General features: G+C 38.7%; 20 protein-coding genes. 19 read left to right on the forward strand and 1 reads right to left on the reverse strand.

Annotation, left to right across the window (positions count from 1 at the left end; all coding sequences use genetic code 11):
* Positions 1 to 47: 47 nt before the first annotated feature.
* Positions 48 to 551: a DUF2529 domain-containing protein gene (locus tag ACZ2V4_RS07215; RefSeq protein ID WP_283722196.1), complete on the reverse strand. Its 504-nt coding sequence runs from the start codon at positions 549 to 551 to the stop codon at positions 48 to 50.
* A gap of 57 nt (positions 552 to 608) precedes the next feature.
* Here ACZ2V4_RS07215 and ACZ2V4_RS07220 point away from each other — a divergent pair, with 57 nt between their 5' ends.
* From ACZ2V4_RS07220 to atpB, 19 genes are all read left to right on the forward strand, one after another.
* Positions 609 to 959: a response regulator gene (locus ACZ2V4_RS07220; RefSeq protein WP_283722195.1), complete on the forward strand. Its 351-nt coding sequence runs from the start codon at positions 609 to 611 to the stop codon at positions 957 to 959.
* Between the two features lie 87 nt (positions 960 to 1046).
* Entirely contained in the window at positions 1047 to 1904 is an 858-nt protein-coding gene (gene fdaB / locus ACZ2V4_RS07225; protein WP_283722194.1) for a class IIb fructose-bisphosphate aldolase FdaB, read from the forward strand.
* 195 nt (positions 1905 to 2099) lie between these two features.
* The gene (murA, locus tag ACZ2V4_RS07230) at positions 2100 to 3362 is read left to right on the forward strand and encodes a UDP-N-acetylglucosamine 1-carboxyvinyltransferase (RefSeq protein WP_490514671.1); all 1263 of its coding nucleotides are present in this window, start codon (positions 2100 to 2102) and stop codon (positions 3360 to 3362) included.
* Positions 3363 to 3490: 128 nt separating this feature from the next.
* Positions 3491 to 3829 (forward strand): winged helix-turn-helix transcriptional regulator, encoded by a 339-nt coding sequence (locus tag ACZ2V4_RS07235; RefSeq protein ID WP_219493203.1) that lies wholly within the window; start codon positions 3491 to 3493, stop codon positions 3827 to 3829.
* A 114-nt stretch (positions 3830 to 3943) separates the two neighbouring features.
* Positions 3944 to 4921, forward strand: a complete 978-nt coding sequence (glpX, locus tag ACZ2V4_RS07240; RefSeq protein WP_219493201.1) for a class II fructose-bisphosphatase — start codon at positions 3944 to 3946, stop codon at positions 4919 to 4921.
* Positions 4922 to 5162: 241 nt separating this feature from the next.
* Complete coding sequence (rho, locus tag ACZ2V4_RS07245; RefSeq protein WP_219493200.1) at positions 5163 to 6479, forward strand: transcription termination factor Rho; 1317 nt, start codon at positions 5163 to 5165, stop codon at positions 6477 to 6479.
* 113 nt (positions 6480 to 6592) lie between these two features.
* The gene (locus ACZ2V4_RS07250) at positions 6593 to 6850 is read left to right on the forward strand and encodes a type B 50S ribosomal protein L31 (protein ID WP_419895141.1); all 258 of its coding nucleotides are present in this window, start codon (positions 6593 to 6595) and stop codon (positions 6848 to 6850) included.
* 102 nt (positions 6851 to 6952) lie between these two features.
* A complete protein-coding gene (locus tag ACZ2V4_RS07255) occupies positions 6953 to 7528 on the forward strand; it encodes a thymidine kinase (protein WP_099482257.1) in 576 nt (191 codons plus the stop codon).
* An 18-nt stretch (positions 7529 to 7546) separates the two neighbouring features.
* On the forward strand, positions 7547 to 8623 hold the full coding sequence (gene prfA, locus ACZ2V4_RS07260) for a peptide chain release factor 1 (RefSeq protein ID WP_086039246.1): 1077 nt from the start codon (positions 7547 to 7549) through the stop codon (positions 8621 to 8623).
* The gene (gene prmC / locus ACZ2V4_RS07265; protein ID WP_420493987.1) at positions 8607 to 9446 is read left to right on the forward strand and encodes a peptide chain release factor N(5)-glutamine methyltransferase; all 840 of its coding nucleotides are present in this window, start codon (positions 8607 to 8609) and stop codon (positions 9444 to 9446) included. The genes prfA and prmC overlap by 17 nt, the downstream gene beginning before the upstream one ends.
* Before the next feature lie 91 nt (positions 9447 to 9537).
* Positions 9538 to 10542 (forward strand): L-threonylcarbamoyladenylate synthase, encoded by a 1005-nt coding sequence (locus ACZ2V4_RS07270; protein WP_219493195.1) that lies wholly within the window; start codon positions 9538 to 9540, stop codon positions 10540 to 10542.
* A gap of 7 nt (positions 10543 to 10549) precedes the next feature.
* Positions 10550 to 10972 (forward strand): low molecular weight protein arginine phosphatase, encoded by a 423-nt coding sequence (locus tag ACZ2V4_RS07275; RefSeq protein ID WP_219493193.1) that lies wholly within the window; start codon positions 10550 to 10552, stop codon positions 10970 to 10972.
* A gap of 66 nt (positions 10973 to 11038) precedes the next feature.
* Entirely contained in the window at positions 11039 to 11485 is a 447-nt protein-coding gene (gene rpiB / locus ACZ2V4_RS07280) for a ribose 5-phosphate isomerase B (RefSeq protein WP_283722190.1), read from the forward strand.
* Complete coding sequence (locus tag ACZ2V4_RS07285) at positions 11478 to 12002, forward strand: TIGR01440 family protein (RefSeq protein ID WP_219493190.1); 525 nt, start codon at positions 11478 to 11480, stop codon at positions 12000 to 12002. Before rpiB ends, ACZ2V4_RS07285 begins: the two co-directional genes overlap by 8 nt.
* 9 nt (positions 12003 to 12011) lie before the next feature.
* Entirely contained in the window at positions 12012 to 13247 is a 1236-nt protein-coding gene (gene glyA / locus ACZ2V4_RS07290) for a serine hydroxymethyltransferase (RefSeq protein WP_283722189.1), read from the forward strand.
* A gap of 21 nt (positions 13248 to 13268) precedes the next feature.
* Positions 13269 to 13898: a uracil phosphoribosyltransferase gene (gene upp, locus ACZ2V4_RS07295; protein ID WP_490514672.1), complete on the forward strand. Its 630-nt coding sequence runs from the start codon at positions 13269 to 13271 to the stop codon at positions 13896 to 13898.
* A 14-nt stretch (positions 13899 to 13912) separates the two neighbouring features.
* On the forward strand, positions 13913 to 15055 hold the full coding sequence (wecB, locus tag ACZ2V4_RS07300; RefSeq protein WP_283722188.1) for a non-hydrolyzing UDP-N-acetylglucosamine 2-epimerase: 1143 nt from the start codon (positions 13913 to 13915) through the stop codon (positions 15053 to 15055).
* A gap of 187 nt (positions 15056 to 15242) precedes the next feature.
* Positions 15243 to 15596, forward strand: a complete 354-nt coding sequence (locus ACZ2V4_RS07305) for an ATP synthase subunit I (protein WP_219493181.1) — start codon at positions 15243 to 15245, stop codon at positions 15594 to 15596.
* 24 nt (positions 15597 to 15620) lie between these two features.
* On the forward strand, positions 15621 to 16343 hold the full coding sequence (gene atpB / locus ACZ2V4_RS07310; RefSeq protein WP_219493179.1) for a F0F1 ATP synthase subunit A: 723 nt from the start codon (positions 15621 to 15623) through the stop codon (positions 16341 to 16343).
* The last annotated feature ends 20 nt before the right edge of the window (positions 16344 to 16363 follow it).

Raw genomic sequence — 16363 nt, forward strand, 5'->3', positions numbered from 1 at the left:
AATGCAAATTTGAAACGCCCGAACAGACAACTGTTCGGGCGTTTATGCTATGCTTCCTCTTCTTCAACTAACATTTCATACATGACATTATAAATGCCGTAGTATATAAAGTTCATCGCCATCATATGAGGCGTAATAATTCGACTGAAGTTTTCGGTTGGTACGAGGGCACGTGGAGTACTTAAATCGATAAAGTTCATCACATCTATACGTTCATCTTTATTACATACAAGAACGAAATCGATATCTTTTTCCTTTAGCATCGTAATAAATTCATGACAATCTTCATCGTACGTGTCGCTCATCACTAAAATGCGGTCCGTATGATCGATTAGCGATTCAGTAATAAATTTTTCTGAGTCAAATAATCTTTCTTTGCTTTCTACAGCAAAGTCTTCGAAATGTTTAAGATCGCCAAATCCTTTAACATATATTTTTCCTTGACCGACAACAGCTTGTGCAAGCAGTCGTGCTGCAATATCAATTTCTACTTCTTGCGCTTCTATTTTTTTAAAGATACCATTGAGTTGTGTATTAAATATTTTGAACATATTAAACCTACTTTCAAGAAATGATTGACTATATCATAACATACTGGGAGATAACCGATGAAAATACTCATAGTAGATGACGAAATAAATATTCGATTGTTATTTAAAGAAATATTGTCTATTCAAGGTATAGAAGCTGATGAAGCAGAGCATGGTAAAAAGGGACTTGAAATGGTGATAGTTAACGATTATGACATTATATTTTTAGATCGACGGATGCCTGTAATGTCGGGGGAAGAAACATTGAGAGAAATGAGAAAATATACTGATAGACCAATCTACTTAATCTCTGCCTTCCAGACAAACGAACAAATTAAAGGACTTAAAAGTCGTGGCGCATCAGGAATACTGATGAAACCGTTTACTATTGAAGAAGTTATGAATATTGTGCGAAAATACACAAAGTAGCCACCTTTATAAATGCAAACACAGGACGATAGTGCTATACTAAATCTATAAAATTAGTGCCTAACGCACACAAGGAGGATATTATCCATGCCATTAGTTTCAATGAAAGAAATGTTAATTAAAGCTAAAGAAGGTGGTTATGCAGTTGGTCAATACAACCTTAACAACCTTGAGTTCACTCAAGCAATTCTAGGGGCTTCACAAGAAGAGAACGCACCAGTTATCTTAGGTGTATCTGAAGGTGCAGCAAAATACATGGGTGGTTTCTATACGGTAGTTAAGATGGTTGAAGGTTTACTGGAAGATATGAAGATTACAGTTCCTGTGGCAATTCACTTAGACCACGGTTCAAGCTTTGAAAACTGTAAAGCAGCAATCGATGCTGGATTCACTTCAGTAATGATCGATGCTTCTCACCATTCTTTCGAAGAGAACGTTGAAATCACTAAGAAAGTTGTAGAATACGCACATTCTAAAGGTGTATCTGTTGAAGCAGAATTAGGTCGTGTTGGTGGTCAGGAAGACGACGTCGTATCTGATGGTGTTGTATATGCTGATGCTAAAGAATGTCAGGAATTAGTTGAGAAAACTGGTATTGATTGCTTAGCTCCTGCATTAGGTTCAGTTCACGGGCCTTACAAAGGTGAACCGAATTTAGGATTTAAAGAAATGGAAGAAATAGGTAATGCTACTGGTTTACCATTAGTATTACACGGTGGTACTGGTATCCCAACGAAAGATATCGAGCGTTCAATTTCGTTAGGAACTGCTAAGATTAACGTAAATACTGAAAACCAAATTGCTTCAGCGAAAGCAGTTCGTGATACATTAAACAATGACCCAGATGTATATGACCCTCGTAAATATTTAGGGCCAGCACGTGAAGCAATTAAAGCAACTGTGATTGGTAAAATTAAAGAATTTGGAACTTCTAATAAAGCATAGTTATATATGTTGATAGAAAGAGCACTCTGAAATTTCGGAGTGCTCTTTTTCTTGACTTTACTTTGTAATCTATCTTATATTAAATTTCTATGGCTTTGCTTTGCATAGAAATGTTAAATTAGTTTATAATAATATAAAATATTGAAATAAGTTAAAGATAAATAATTTGTGATTACAATTAAAGGAGTCCCGAATATGTCACAGGAAGTAATTAAAATCAGAGGCGGTAAACCGTTAAATGGCTCTGTTCAGATAAGTGGTGCAAAAAATAGTGCAGTTGCACTTATTCCAGCTACATTAATGGCGAATGGTATTGTGAAATTAGAAGGATTACCTGAAATTTCAGATGTTGTTACATTGATGAGCTTACTAGAAGATCTAAATATAAAGACGGATTTAGATGGAGATACTTTAACGATTGATCCTTCAGAAGCGATTAATATGCCTTTACCGAACCATAAAGTACAGTCTTTACGTGCGTCTTATTATATGATGGGTGCAATGTTAGGGAGATTTAAGAAGTGCATCATTGGACTGCCAGGTGGATGTCCTTTAGGGCCACGTCCTATTGACCAGCATATTAAAGGATTTGAAGCGCTAGGTGCTAAGATTACGAATCAAGCAGGTGGCATGTATCTTGAAGCTGACGAGTTGAAGGGTGCTAAAATTTTCATGGATGTAGTATCGGTAGGTGCTACAATAAATATTATGCTAGCAGCTTCAATGGCAAAGGGTAAAACAGTGATTGAAAATGCTGCAAAAGAGCCTGAAATTGTAGATGTTGCGACGCTCCTTAATAATATGGGTGCTAAAATTCGTGGCGCGGGAACGGATACATTGAAAATTGAAGGTGTTGAAGCGCTTAATGGTACAACACATACGATCATCCCGGATAGAATAGAAGCAGGTACATATATGTGTGCAGCTGCTATGATGGGTGAGGATGTACTTGTAGAAAATATCATTCCACTACATATGGAGCCTTTAACTGCTAAGTTGAGGGAGATGGGCATTACCGTAGAAATTGGTGAAGATTCCGCGCGTATTAAGAAACCAGATACGTACAAACCGGTAACGATTACTACAAATGTGTATCCTGGATTTGCTACGGATCTACAGCAGCCATTTACGCCGTTATTATTTAGAGCGGATGGTCAAAGTATTGTTACTGATACGATATATCCAGCACGCTTTAAACATGTTGAAGAATTAATGAGAATGAATGGCAATATTAAAGAATCTGACGGGACAGCCGCTGTACAAAAATCAAAACTTTCTGGAGCTGAGGTTGCAGCGAGTGATTTACGTGCTGGCGCATGCCTTGTAATCGCAGGCTTATATGCTGATGGTGTAACTACAGTATATAATGTTCGCCATATTGATAGAGGCTATAGTGGTATTGTAGAAAAACTGAAAAAATTAGGCGCGGATATCTGGAGAGAATCTATTGAAGATTAAGACGGTCAGCTGACCGTCTTTATTGTACATTATTGATATAAAAAATATACCTTGGTATAAAATTGTACTTTTTATACTAGATATATTTTTTATATCGTGTTATAATCGAGAGATAAAGAGGTGATATTATGGAAGTTTGTCCATATTTAGAAGAGACGTTTAAAATCCTCGGCAGAAGTTGGAATGGATTATTAATCAATTATTTATCGCGTTCTGAGAATAATGCAGCACATTTCTCGGATATTAAACGTGATTTAAAAACCATTACACCGAGAGCGTTGAGTTTGAAACTTACAGAACTATCTGAGTGGGGCCTTGTAGAGAAGAAAGTCATTTCAACAACGCCTTTATCTATTAAATACGTTTTAACTGACAAAGGTATCTCGTTGTCTGAAGCAATGCATCCTATAGAATCCTGGGCGCAGGAACATCTGGAATTAGAAATTCCGAAAAAAGGCGAGGCTTAAGCCTCGCTTTTTTTGTTGGACTTATCACCTGTATATAATTACAAACTAATAGTATGTAAAATGACGAATTATGTTATACTAATTAAGAAAATTATTGGTGATAGGAGAATGATGATGGAACGTAGTTTATCGATGGAATTAGTCAGAGTAACTGAAGCGGCAGCTTTGAAGAGTGCGAAATGGGTAGGTAAGGGCCTTAAGAATGAAGCGGATGATGCAGCAACAACGGCAATGCGAGAAGTATTTGATACAATTCCGATGGACGGAGTTGTAGTAATCGGGGAAGGTGAAATGGATGAAGCGCCGATGCTTTACATCGGGGAAGAGCTAGGAACAAAAGAAGGGCCGGCGATTGATATTGCGGTAGATCCTTTAGAAGGTACTACTTTAGTAGCTGAAGGTAGCTGGAATGCGATGACGGTACTTGCTGTAGGTGATCGTGGTACATTACTGCATGCTCCTGATATGTATATGGAGAAGATTGCGGTTGGACCCGAGTGTAAAGGTGTTGTTGATATCTCTAAATCAGTAACAGAAAACTTACAGGCGGTAGCAAAAGCTAAAGGCAAAGATGTCTCAGAAGTTACAGCGACATTATTGAATCGTAAGCGTCATGAAGATATTATTAAAGAAATTCGTGAAGCTGGTGCGCGTATTAAATTAATCGAACACGGTGATGTAGCTGGCGCAATCAATACAGCATTTGACTTTACAGGTGTGGATGTATTGTTCGGTTCTGGTGGTGCGCCAGAAGGTGTTATCGCTGCTGTAGGGATTAAAGCGTTAGGCGGGGATTTCCAAGGAATATTATTACCGGAAGACGAAGAACAAGAAGCGCGTTGTCGTGCGATGGGTATCGAACCGAATACTGTACTGAAGCTTGATGATATGGTTAAAGGTGACGATGCAATCTTTGCAGCAACTGCTGTGACGGACGGTGAACTGATGAAGGGAGTACAATTTAAAGGTGGGTTTGCTGAAACATACTCACTTGTTATGCGTGCGAAATCAGGAACGGTCCGCTTTATTCAAGGACGACACAGCTTAGAGAAGAAACCGGGATTAGTAATTAAAGATAGCGATAGAATATAATAGAATGACAGAAGTCAAGTAAAGCCCGAATATTGCAGGAGAAGTTTTTCGTTTTCTGTGATATTCGGGTTTTTACATTCCTTACTGTATATGAGTTGTTATATAACAATAAGTAATATTTCTTTGTGATAAACAGAAATCGTGTTAAAATTAATTTGTTTGCCCCTATAAACTCCTTCAATTCCGCTAAATAAATTCTTATAAATATATAAAACAATTTTTAATAGAAATGGGTGTCATTATGCCAGAAAAAATTAGAACAAGTCCGCAATATGAATCTTTTCATGAACTTTACAAAAATCAGACAACGAAAGCTCTAACACAACGTGCAAAAGAATTAGGTCTTGTAAATTACAGTAAACTTAATAAAAAGGAACTCGTGCTTGCCATTATGGAAAAACAGATGGAAAAAGACGGCAATTATTATATGGAAGGTATTCTTGATGATATTCAGCCTGACGGATATGGTTTCTTAAGAACCGTCAATTATTCTAAGGGTGAAAAGGATATTTATATCAGCGCAAGTCAGATTCGTCGTTTTGAAATAAAAAAAGGGGATAAAGTTACTGGAAAAGTGCGTAGACCTAAGGAAAATGAGAAGTATTATGGTTTGCTGCAGGTAGACTTTGTTAATGACCAAAACGCTGAAGAGGTTAAGAAACGTCCGCATTTCCAGGCGTTAACACCACTCTATCCCGATGAGCGCATTCGCCTGGAGACAACGAAAACGGCTTATTCTACGCGTATAATGGACTTAGTTACACCTATTGGGTTCGGCCAGCGTGGAATGATTGTAGCGCCACCTAAAGCAGGTAAGACATCGCTACTTAAAGAAATTGCGAATGCTATTTCAGTTAACCATCCAGATGCAAAACTTTTTATACTATTAATTGGGGAACGTCCTGAAGAAGTTACAGACCTCGAACGTTCAGTTGAAGCTGCCGAAGTAGTGCACTCAACGTTTGACGAGCCTCCTGAACATCACGTGAAAGTTGCTGAGTTACTCCTTGAACGTGCAAAGCGCCTTGTTGAGATTGGTGAAAATGTTATTATTCTTATGGACTCTATAACGCGTCTTGCGCGTGCGTACAACCTTGTTATCCCACCGAGCGGTAGAACGTTGTCAGGTGGTCTTGATCCTGCGAGCCTTCATAAACCAAAAGCATTCTTCGGCGCGGCGCGTAATATCGAAGCTGGGGGAAGTTTGACAATATTATCAACAGCGCTTGTAGAAACAGGGAGCCGCATGGATGATATGATCTATGAAGAATTTAAAGGAACTGGTAACATGGAGTTGATGCTTGATAGAAAGCTAGCTGAAAAACGTGTATATCCAGCGATTGATATTCGACGCAGTTCAACACGTAAGGAAGAGTTGTTACTCGATAAAAATGAGCTTGATATGATATGGCAACTCCGTAATTTGTTTACTGAGAGTCCGGACTTCACCGAACGTTTCTTAAGACGCCTAAAACAAAGTGAATCTAATGAAGATTTCTTTAAGCAATTGGGAGAACGTATGGTTGAAAGTGCGAAGACTGGTAAGCCGATCATATAAATTTATAGTTGCATTCTACACACAATCCATATATAATATGTAAGTATTGACGTGAAAATTATTCACGAATAAACTCTGTTCCGGATGGTTCAGGGCAAAGGAGCTGAAAAATAATGAAACAAGGAATTCATCCTGATTATCACAAAGTAATTTTCTTAGATGCTACTACAGATTTTAAATTCTTAAGTGGGTCTACACGTACTTCAAGTGAAACAATGACATGGGAAGATGGAAACGAATATCCAGTTATCCGTTTAGATATCTCATCTGATTCACACCCATTCTACACAGGACGTCAAAAATTCGCATCTGCGGATGGTCGTGTGGAACGTTTCAACAAAAAGTTCGGATTCAAATCAAGCAACCAATAATTCAAATGATCCCATGGCCAGTTTTGGTTGTGGGATTTTTTATTTTTTATAAACAATTTATGATATAATTAATCGATTATTGTTTATAAAGGTGGCATTTAAATGTATGAGCATTACCATTCAGGTTGGATAGAATGTGTTACAGGAAGTATGTTTAGTGGGAAAAGTGAAGAGTTAATTCGCCGCGTGCGACGTGGACTTTTCGCAAAACAAAAAGTGATTGTATTTAAACCGTCTATAGACGATAGATATAGTGAACTGGAAGTTGTATCACACAACGGCAATAAAGTAGAAGCTGTAAATGTGCATCATTCATCAGAAATATTAGAACATGTAAAAGAGACGCATGATATTATAGCGATAGATGAAGTGCAGTTCTTTGATAATGATATCGTAGGTGTTGCAACACAGCTTGCAGAAGAAGGATATAGAGTGATTGTTGCCGGACTAGATATGGACTTTAGGGGTGTTCCGTTTGAGCCGGTGCCAGAACTCATGGCGGTTAGCGAACATGTGACGAAACTTCAGGCTGTTTGCAGTGTATGTGGAGCACCTAGCTCCCGTACGCAGCGATTAATAGATGGTGTGCCCGCCAAGTTCGATGATCCGATTATACTTGTTGGTGCAAAGGAAAGTTATGAACCAAGATGTAGGGAACATCATGTTGTACCTAAATAAAATTTAAAGGAGAATGTTATGTTTGATCAGTTAGAAATTGTAGAACAGCGTTACGAACAATTAAATGAATTATTAAGTGATCCAGATATCGTAAGTGATACCGATAAATTAAGAGAATACTCAAAAGAACAGGCTGACCTTCAGGAAACGGTTGAAGTGTATAGAGGATACAAAGAAGTAAAACAGCAACTTGAAGAAGCATTAGAAATGATGGGTGAAGCCAGTGATGCTGATGAGCAAGAAATGATTAAAGAGGAAATCAATACGTTAAAACCTCAAATTCCTGAACTAGAAGAAAGGATGAAACTATTATTAATCCCTAAAGACCCGATGGATGACAAAAACGTGGTTATGGAGATTCGTGGTGCAGCTGGTGGGGATGAAGCAAATATCTTTGCTGGAGACTTATTCCGTATGTATTCAAGATTTTCAGAAGAACAGGGCTGGAAGATTGAAGTGATGGAAACGAATGAAGCTGATCATGGTGGGTTTAAAGAAATCAGTTTCACAATCATCGGTAAAGGTGCATACAGTAAGTTGAAATTCGAAAATGGAGCACACCGTGTACAACGTATTCCAACAACTGAAAGTGGTGGACGAATACATACGTCTACAGCAACGGTTGCTGTATTACCTGAAGTAGAAGATGTGGAAATTGAGATTCGTCAAGAAGATTTACGTATTGAAACGTACCGTTCATCAGGTTCTGGCGGTCAGCACGTAAATACGACTGACTCAGCAGTACGTATTACGCATATTCCAACAGGGATTGTGGCGACATCTTCTGAGAAATCTCAAATTAAAAACCGTGAAAAAGCATTGAAATTACTTAAAACACGTGTATTTGATGCGAAATTACAAGAAGAACAAGCGAAGTATTCTGAACAACGTAAATCAGCGGTAGGAACAGGTGATCGCTCTGAACGTATTAGAACATATAACTATCCTCAAAATCGTGTAACTGATCATCGTATCGGTTTGACGATTCAAAAATTAGATCAAATTGTTGAGGGTAAATTAGGAGAAATCATCGATGCATTAACAATTGCAGAACAAACGTCTAAGTTAGAAGCATTAAATGATGGCGTACTCTAATTTAAGAAATCTTATTAAAGAAGGAGAAGTAGCGCTTATTAATGCACAAGAGCCAGCTATTGGAGCGACTTTTCTAATGATGGATCTGTTTGCTCTCTCGAGAACAGATATTATGCTAGGTGAACGTCAGTTGAGTGATGAAGAATGTGCGCAATATAAAGAGGGGATTGCGCGGCTTGTTCGGCATGAGCCGCTTGCTCATATTACTGGTTTTCAGATGTTTTATGACCGCAAATTTATGGTGGATGAACGCGTACTCGTTCCTAGACCTGAAACAGAAGAGCTTGTAGCGCTTGCTTTAGCGCATGTATCTCAATCAGACGTTGTTGCAGATATAGGAACTGGAAGTGGTGCGATTGCAGCAACGGTTCAACTAGAAAGTGGATGTACGATGTATGCTTCAGATATTAGTCGGAAAGCGTTGCAAGTAGCGCTGCATAATATTGCGCTCTTAGATGCACGAGTGACATGTTTTGAAGGTGATCTACTTCAACCTATTATTGAAAGAGGGATAAAGCTAGATGCACTGCTATCCAATCCCCCTTATATTAGTAGAGATGAAGTGACAGAGATGAACTTGACCGCGCTCTTTGATCCTGAACTTGCGCTATTTGCAGAAGATGCAGGGCTTGTACTTTATAAACGTATGATTAAAAGTCTCCCGGAAGTTATGAATCAAGGTGCCTTTATTGCGTTTGAAATCGGGCACCGTCAGGCGGATGCACTCACACATTATATTCACGAACATTTTAGTCATTTACACGTCAATATACATAAAGATATTAATGGTAATGATCGAGTGCTATGGTTTAAATGGTGTTAATAAGTTATGCACAATTCTAAAAAGTTATCCACATTTTGTGCATAACTTTTTATTTTTACATGAAAGACCTTTAAATAAAGGAGTGAACGAAGTGAGAACAAATGTTTGGGATGTGTGTAACTATGTGGAAGATTTGTCCACATATCCACACGTACAGGAAATCATTACAGGTTTCAAAGCAGGAGAAACAATCGCAATTCCCACTGAAACAGTATATGGTTTAGCAGCTGATGCTACAAATAGAGAGGCAGTAGCAGCGATATTCAAAGCGAAAGGCAGACCACAAGATAATCCGTTAATTGTACATATTCATCATCTGTCACAGCTTGAATGGTTTACTCATGATATTCATGCGGCGGCTTATAAGTTGATGGATTATTTCTGGCCAGGGCCTATATCATTTATCGTTCCAGTAAAACAAGGTATCCTTGCGGAAAGTGTTACTGCGGGACTAAATACGGTGGCAGTACGTATGCCTGCACATAAGGTTGCGCATCAACTCATCGAGATGACTGATTTGTTGCTCGCTGCACCGTCCGCTAATACGAGCGGCAAACCGTCACCTACAAAAGCAGAACACGTGATTCATGATATGGAAGGGAAGATATTTGGCATTGTTCAAAGCGAACAAGTAGAGGTCGGAATAGAAAGCACGGTTGTTGATTGTAGTCAGTATCCATTTAGAATTGCAAGGCCAGGAGCGATTACACACAATGACCTGGAAATGGTGGTGCCTGGATGTATGAGCGATGAACGTATTGAGGGAGACAAACCAATTGCTCCAGGTATGAAATATCGACATTATGCGCCGAACAGCCCATTAGAATTAGTGGAGCGATTTGAAAGTTTGGAACTGGCTGCAAATGAAGCGATTATTGCACCACTAAGTGAAAAGGATAAAGTGAATGGTGGATGGTTCTTTAAACTTGGTGCTACGTTTGAAGATAGTGGGGGTGCAATGTATGATTTATATGATGCGCTGCGCAGTGCAGATGATATAGAGGAAATTGAAAAGATATATATTACTGACTTTACGTCTTATAATGGTAGTGATGCGTTAATGAATCGTATCAATAAAGCAGTTACAAGAAAGTAGGTGGCATATGGAAATCGTATTCGTTTGTACAGGGAATACTTGTCGTAGTCCAATGGCAGAAAGTATCGCAAAATCACTTAATTCTAACCATTTATTTTCTTCAGCTGGGCTGTATGCACAAGAAGGACAGCCTATTTCAAAGCATGCAGCATCAATCATTGAGCAGGAAAACTTGGTGCCTGTAACAGAGAGTCATCAGTTCGATGCTATAGATAGTGAAAAGGATTTAATATTGACGATGACAAATAGTCATAAAATGCAAATTAAGTTAATGTATCCAGGAAGTAATGTATATACTTTAAAAGAGTATGCGATGGATGAGAAGGGAGATATATCAGACCCTTACGGAGGGGATTTCTCAGTGTATTTAGATACTTATAACGAACTCTCCTATTATATTCGTGAAATGCTTCGAAAGCTCGACCGATAATTGATTTACTCATACATGAAATACGGTATAATATAGAGTGATATAGATTTAAGGGAGGTTGTTTATTTGAAAATTGCAATCGCAAGTGATCATGGTGGATTTCAGTATAAAGAGAAAATCATTGAATTATTACAGTCCCAAAATATTGAATATGTTGATTTTGGCCCACCAGATGAAACATCTGTTGATTATCCTGATTATGCTAAGCCAGTTGCTAAGAGTGTAGTGAATGGAGAATGTGACCGTGGAATCTTGATTTGTGGCACAGGTATTGGAATGAGCATCGCAGCGAATAAAGTGCCAGGTATTCGCTGTGCATTAGTGCACGATGTATTTACAGCGCAAGTGACGCGTGAGCATAACAACTCTAATATATTAGCAATGGGACAACGTGTGATAGGCGAAGGGCTAATGCTGTTAATTGTTCAGACATGGCTGGACGCTGAATTTGAAGGGGGTCGCCACCAGAAGAGGATTGATAAATTAGCAGCGCTGGAGTCTTGCAATGAATAGTCTTAAACAGTTGATGACAGAGCTAGAAGCAAAAGATTTCTTTAAAGAGGGCCAATTATGTGTAATCGGCTGTTCTACATCTGAGGTCATCGGTGAAAAAATCGGAACACATAGTTCTGATGAAGTTGCTGCACAGTTTATTGAAATATTTGATGATGTTCATAATAGAACGGGTGTGGATTTTTGTTTCCAAGGATGTGAACATATTAACCGAGCATTAACGATGGAACGAGAAGTTATGCTCAACTATCAGCTAAATGAAGTTACGGTTGTTCCTGCAAAACAAGCAGGGGGCAGTATGTCAGCAGCAGCTTATCGTCACTTTAAGGATCCTGTCGTAGTTGAACATGTCCAGGCAGACTGTGGTATTGATATTGGTCAGACGCTTATAGGAATGCATATTAAGCATGTACAGATTCCGGTAAGAACCACAACGAAAAAAGTGGGCGGGGCAGTAGTCACGATAGCAACACATCGTCCGAAATTAATTGGTGGGCCACGCGCTCAATATAAATAGGAGGGTATTATGTCAGAAATTAAACAGCAAGATAATCAAGTATTTGAAGCAATCACGAAAGAATTTGAGAGACAAGACCATCATATTGAATTAATTGCGTCTGAGAATTTTGTATCAAAAGCCGTGATGGAAGCACAGGGATCGGTTCTGACAAATAAATACGCTGAAGGCTACCCGCATCGCCGTTATTATGGTGGGTGTGAGTTTGTAGATATCGTTGAGGATTTAGCACGCAATCGTATTAAAGAGCTCTTTGGAGCGGAACATGTCAATGTACAACCGCATTCAGGTTCGCAGGCTAATATGGCCGTTTACCGTGTCGCTTTAAAACCTGGAGACACAGTTCTAGGAATGAATTTAAGCCATGGAGGTCACCTCACGCATGGTTCGCCAGTGAACTTTAGTGGTGTAGATTATAATTTTGTTGCTTATGGTGTAGATGAAAAAACAGAAAGAATTGATTATGATGTTGTTCGCGAACTTGCACGAGAACATAAACCTGCACTTATCGTTGCAGGCACATCAGCATATTCACGAACTATTGATTTTGAAGCGTTTAAAACGATTGCAGATGAAGTCGGTGCAAAACTGATGGTCGACATGGCACATATCGCAGGGCTTGTAGCTGCTGGTCTTCATCCGAATCCAGTACCTCATGCAGACTTTGTTACGACGACGACACATAAGACATTACGTGGACCTCGTGGTGGTATGATCATTTGTAAGGAAGAGTATGCAAAAGCGATCGATAAGATGATATTTCCTGGAATTCAAGGCGGACCATTGATGCATGTTATCGCAGCCAAAGCTGTCGCATTTGGTGAAGCGTTGACAGAAGACTTTAAAGCATATCAACAGCAAGTGGTACTTAATGCGAAGACATTAGCGGATGCTTTAACTGAAAAAGGATTACGCATTGTTTCTGGCGGCACAGACAATCACTTGATGAGTATAGATGTAACGAGCTGTAACATTACGGGTAAAGTCGCAGAGCGTGCACTTGACGATGTCGGCATTACTACAAATAAAAATACGATTCCATTTGATAAAGAAAGTCCATTCGTTACAAGTGGTATTAGAATCGGGACACCGGCTGTGACAACACGTGGATTTAATGAAGAAGACATGAAAGATATTGCATCGATTATTGCGGATGTGCTCGCTCATACAGAAGATGAAACAGTGAAGCATAATGCAAAGGCGCGTGTACGTGCAATAACAGAAAAATATCCATTATATAAATAATTATTAGGAAAGAGGTATAGTATGGCGAAAGTCCATGTATTTGATCATCCCCTTATTCAACACAAATTAAGTTATATTCGAGAGGAGTCAACGGGTACGAAAGAGTTTCGTGAGCTTGTTGATGAAGTTGGTATGTTAATGGCATACGAAGTAACACGTGACCTTGAGCTAGATGACGTACAGATTAAGACACCGGTTACTGATATGACAGCAAAACGCCTGTCAGGAAAAAAGATTGCAGTTGTCCCAATATTACGTGCCGGACTAGGCATGACTGAAGGTGTGCTGAAGATGATTCCTGCAGCGCGTGTCGGTCATATTGGTCTATATCGTGATCCTGAGACGCTTCAACCTGTAGAATATTTTGCAAAGATGCCACAGGACATTGAAGAGCGCGACTTTATTGTAGTGGATCCAATGCTTGCAACAGGTGGATCGGCAATAGAAGCAATTAACTCATTGAAGAAACGCGGTGCTGTAAAGATTAGATTTATGTGTCTCGTTGCTGCTCCAGAAGGTGTAGAAGCATTACAAAAAGCACATCCAGATGTAGATATTTATATTGCAGGACTAGATGAAAAACTCAATGATCATGGCTACATTGTTCCAGGATTGGGTGATGCAGGCGATCGATTGTTCGGGACTAAATAATTAGGAGAATTGATATGAAGAAGATAATGACAATCTTTGGTACACGACCAGAAGCAATTAAGATGGCTCCCCTTGTATTGGCTTTAAAGAATGATCCAGAATTAGAACCGATCGTTGTTGTGACTGCACAACATCGTGAAATGCTGGATCAAGTACTTGAGATATTTGGAATTACTCCGGATTATGATTTGAACATTATGAAGGCAGGTCAAACACTGTCTGAAGTGACAAGCCGTGTTATCTTAGGATTAGAAGAAGTCATCAAAGAAGCGCGCCCTGATATGATTCTTGTACATGGAGACACAACAACGACATTTGCTGGAAGTCTTGCTGCTTTTTATAATGAAGTAGCGATTGGACATGTTGAAGCGGGGCTTAGAACTTGGCAGAAATACTCTCCATTCCCAGAAGAAATGAATAGACAAATGACAGGCACATTGGCAGACCTTCATTTTGCACCGACTGATGATGCAGCACAGAATCTTCGTAATGAAAATAAGCCTGAAGATAGAATTGTTATCACAGGTAATACTGCGATTGACGCTTTAAAGACGACGGTAAAGTCGGATTATCGTTCTGATATCTTAGACAGTGCAGGTGAGCGTAGAGTGATTCTATTAACTGCACATCGAAGAGAAAATATTGGTCAGCCAATGCATAATATCTTCAGTGCAATCAGAAGAATCGTGGACGAGTTTGAAGATGTTGAAGTTGTCTACCCGATGCATAAAAATCCAAAAGTGCGTGAAATTGCTGCAGAACATTTAAATAATCATGACCGTATTCAATTGATTGAACCTTTAGATGTTATCGACTTCCATAATTTCGCAAGTCGCAGTCATTTTATTCTTACAGATTCGGGTGGCGTGCAAGAAGAAGCACCATCGTTAGGTAAGCCAGTGCTTGTGCTACGTGACACAACCGAACGTCCTGAAGGTGTTAAAGCTGGGACATTAAAGTTAGCAGGCGTTGAAGAAGAAGATATTTATCAATTAACAAAATCTTTGTTAACTGATGAGACATTATATCAATCCATGTCTAAAGCGAGCAATCCTTATGGCGATGGTGAAACTTCACAACGTATTTGTGAACATATTAAATATTATTTCAGCTTGACAGAAGAAAAACCTGCGCCATTTAAAGTTGGAAGCAAGTAATTACGTTTGCAATTATCAGACTTTTTATTAAACGCTTAAATGTGTCTAATTTGTGAACATTTAGTGAAACTTTAATTTTTAAGTTTTTCACATAGCATTGACACATATTTTGCCCTATATTATCATAAATTAGGAATGAAACTGTTTTCATTCATGTGAAAACTTTTTCTAAGGAGTTTATCCTGATATGTCAGAATTTAAGACATTTTTCAACTTGTATCTAAAGTATTTTTTGTGCTTGATAATTCTACTTGCTATTATTTATATTTTCTATAGAAATAGCTTCATATTAGGATTGATCATTGGTACAATTGCTTCGGCAATCAGTAGTTTTGTCTGGCATCACAATTTATTGCGAGCAATCAATAGTGATGTGCTCTATGTTTCGAGTGGTATGGGGATTCGCTTTTTAATAGCGGTCATGGCATGCCTCTTCTGGGTAAGATTTCCGCAAAGCATTAATTTGCTTGGAATCGCACTCGGCCTGATGTTAACGTATGTTATGATTATCGTACATTCTGTTAACAGTTTGAAAAAATAATACATATATGGAAGAGGTGAAGTAATGGGACACGTATCACCCCTCTATAGTCTTGATTTATTCGGTCATGAAATGATATTTGATCTTTCATCGATGTTGATGCTTACGGTGACAGCAGCAATCGTTTTTTTAATAGCGATGTTCTTTACACGAAATTTAAGTGTAAGACCTCACGGTAAACAGAACTTTATTGAATGGATTTTTGACTTTACAAGAGGAATTATCAACAGTAACATGGCGTGGAATAAAGGTGGGCGTTTTCATTTCCTGGCTGTAACATTGTTATTATTTATCTTTGTTGCAAATATGCTGGGGTTACCATTTGCAATTATTAATGGTCACACATTATGGTGGAAATCTCCAACAGCAGACCCGACAGTTACATTAACACTTTCTACACTGATGGTGCTATTAACACATTTCTATGGTGTTAAGATGCGCGGTACTGGTAATTACTTAAAGAGTTTTGCTCAACCAGTATGGTTTATGGTGCCATTTAAAATCATCGAAGAATTTTCATCAACTTTAACGCTTGGTCTGCGTCTTTATGGTAACATTTTCGCAGGTGAAGTATTGCTCGGATTACTTGCAACGCTAGGTACAGCTGGAGCAGCTGGCATGCTAGGTGCAGCAATTCCAACTCTTATCTGGCAAGGTTTCTCAATTTTTGTAGGTTCAATTCAAGCCTATATCTTTGTAATGTTATCAATGGTTTATATGTCACATAAAGTGTCAGACGACCATTAATATAAAAATTTAAAAAACTA

This window comes from Macrococcus sp. CoH-51_TC_04 (assembly GCF_058188655.1).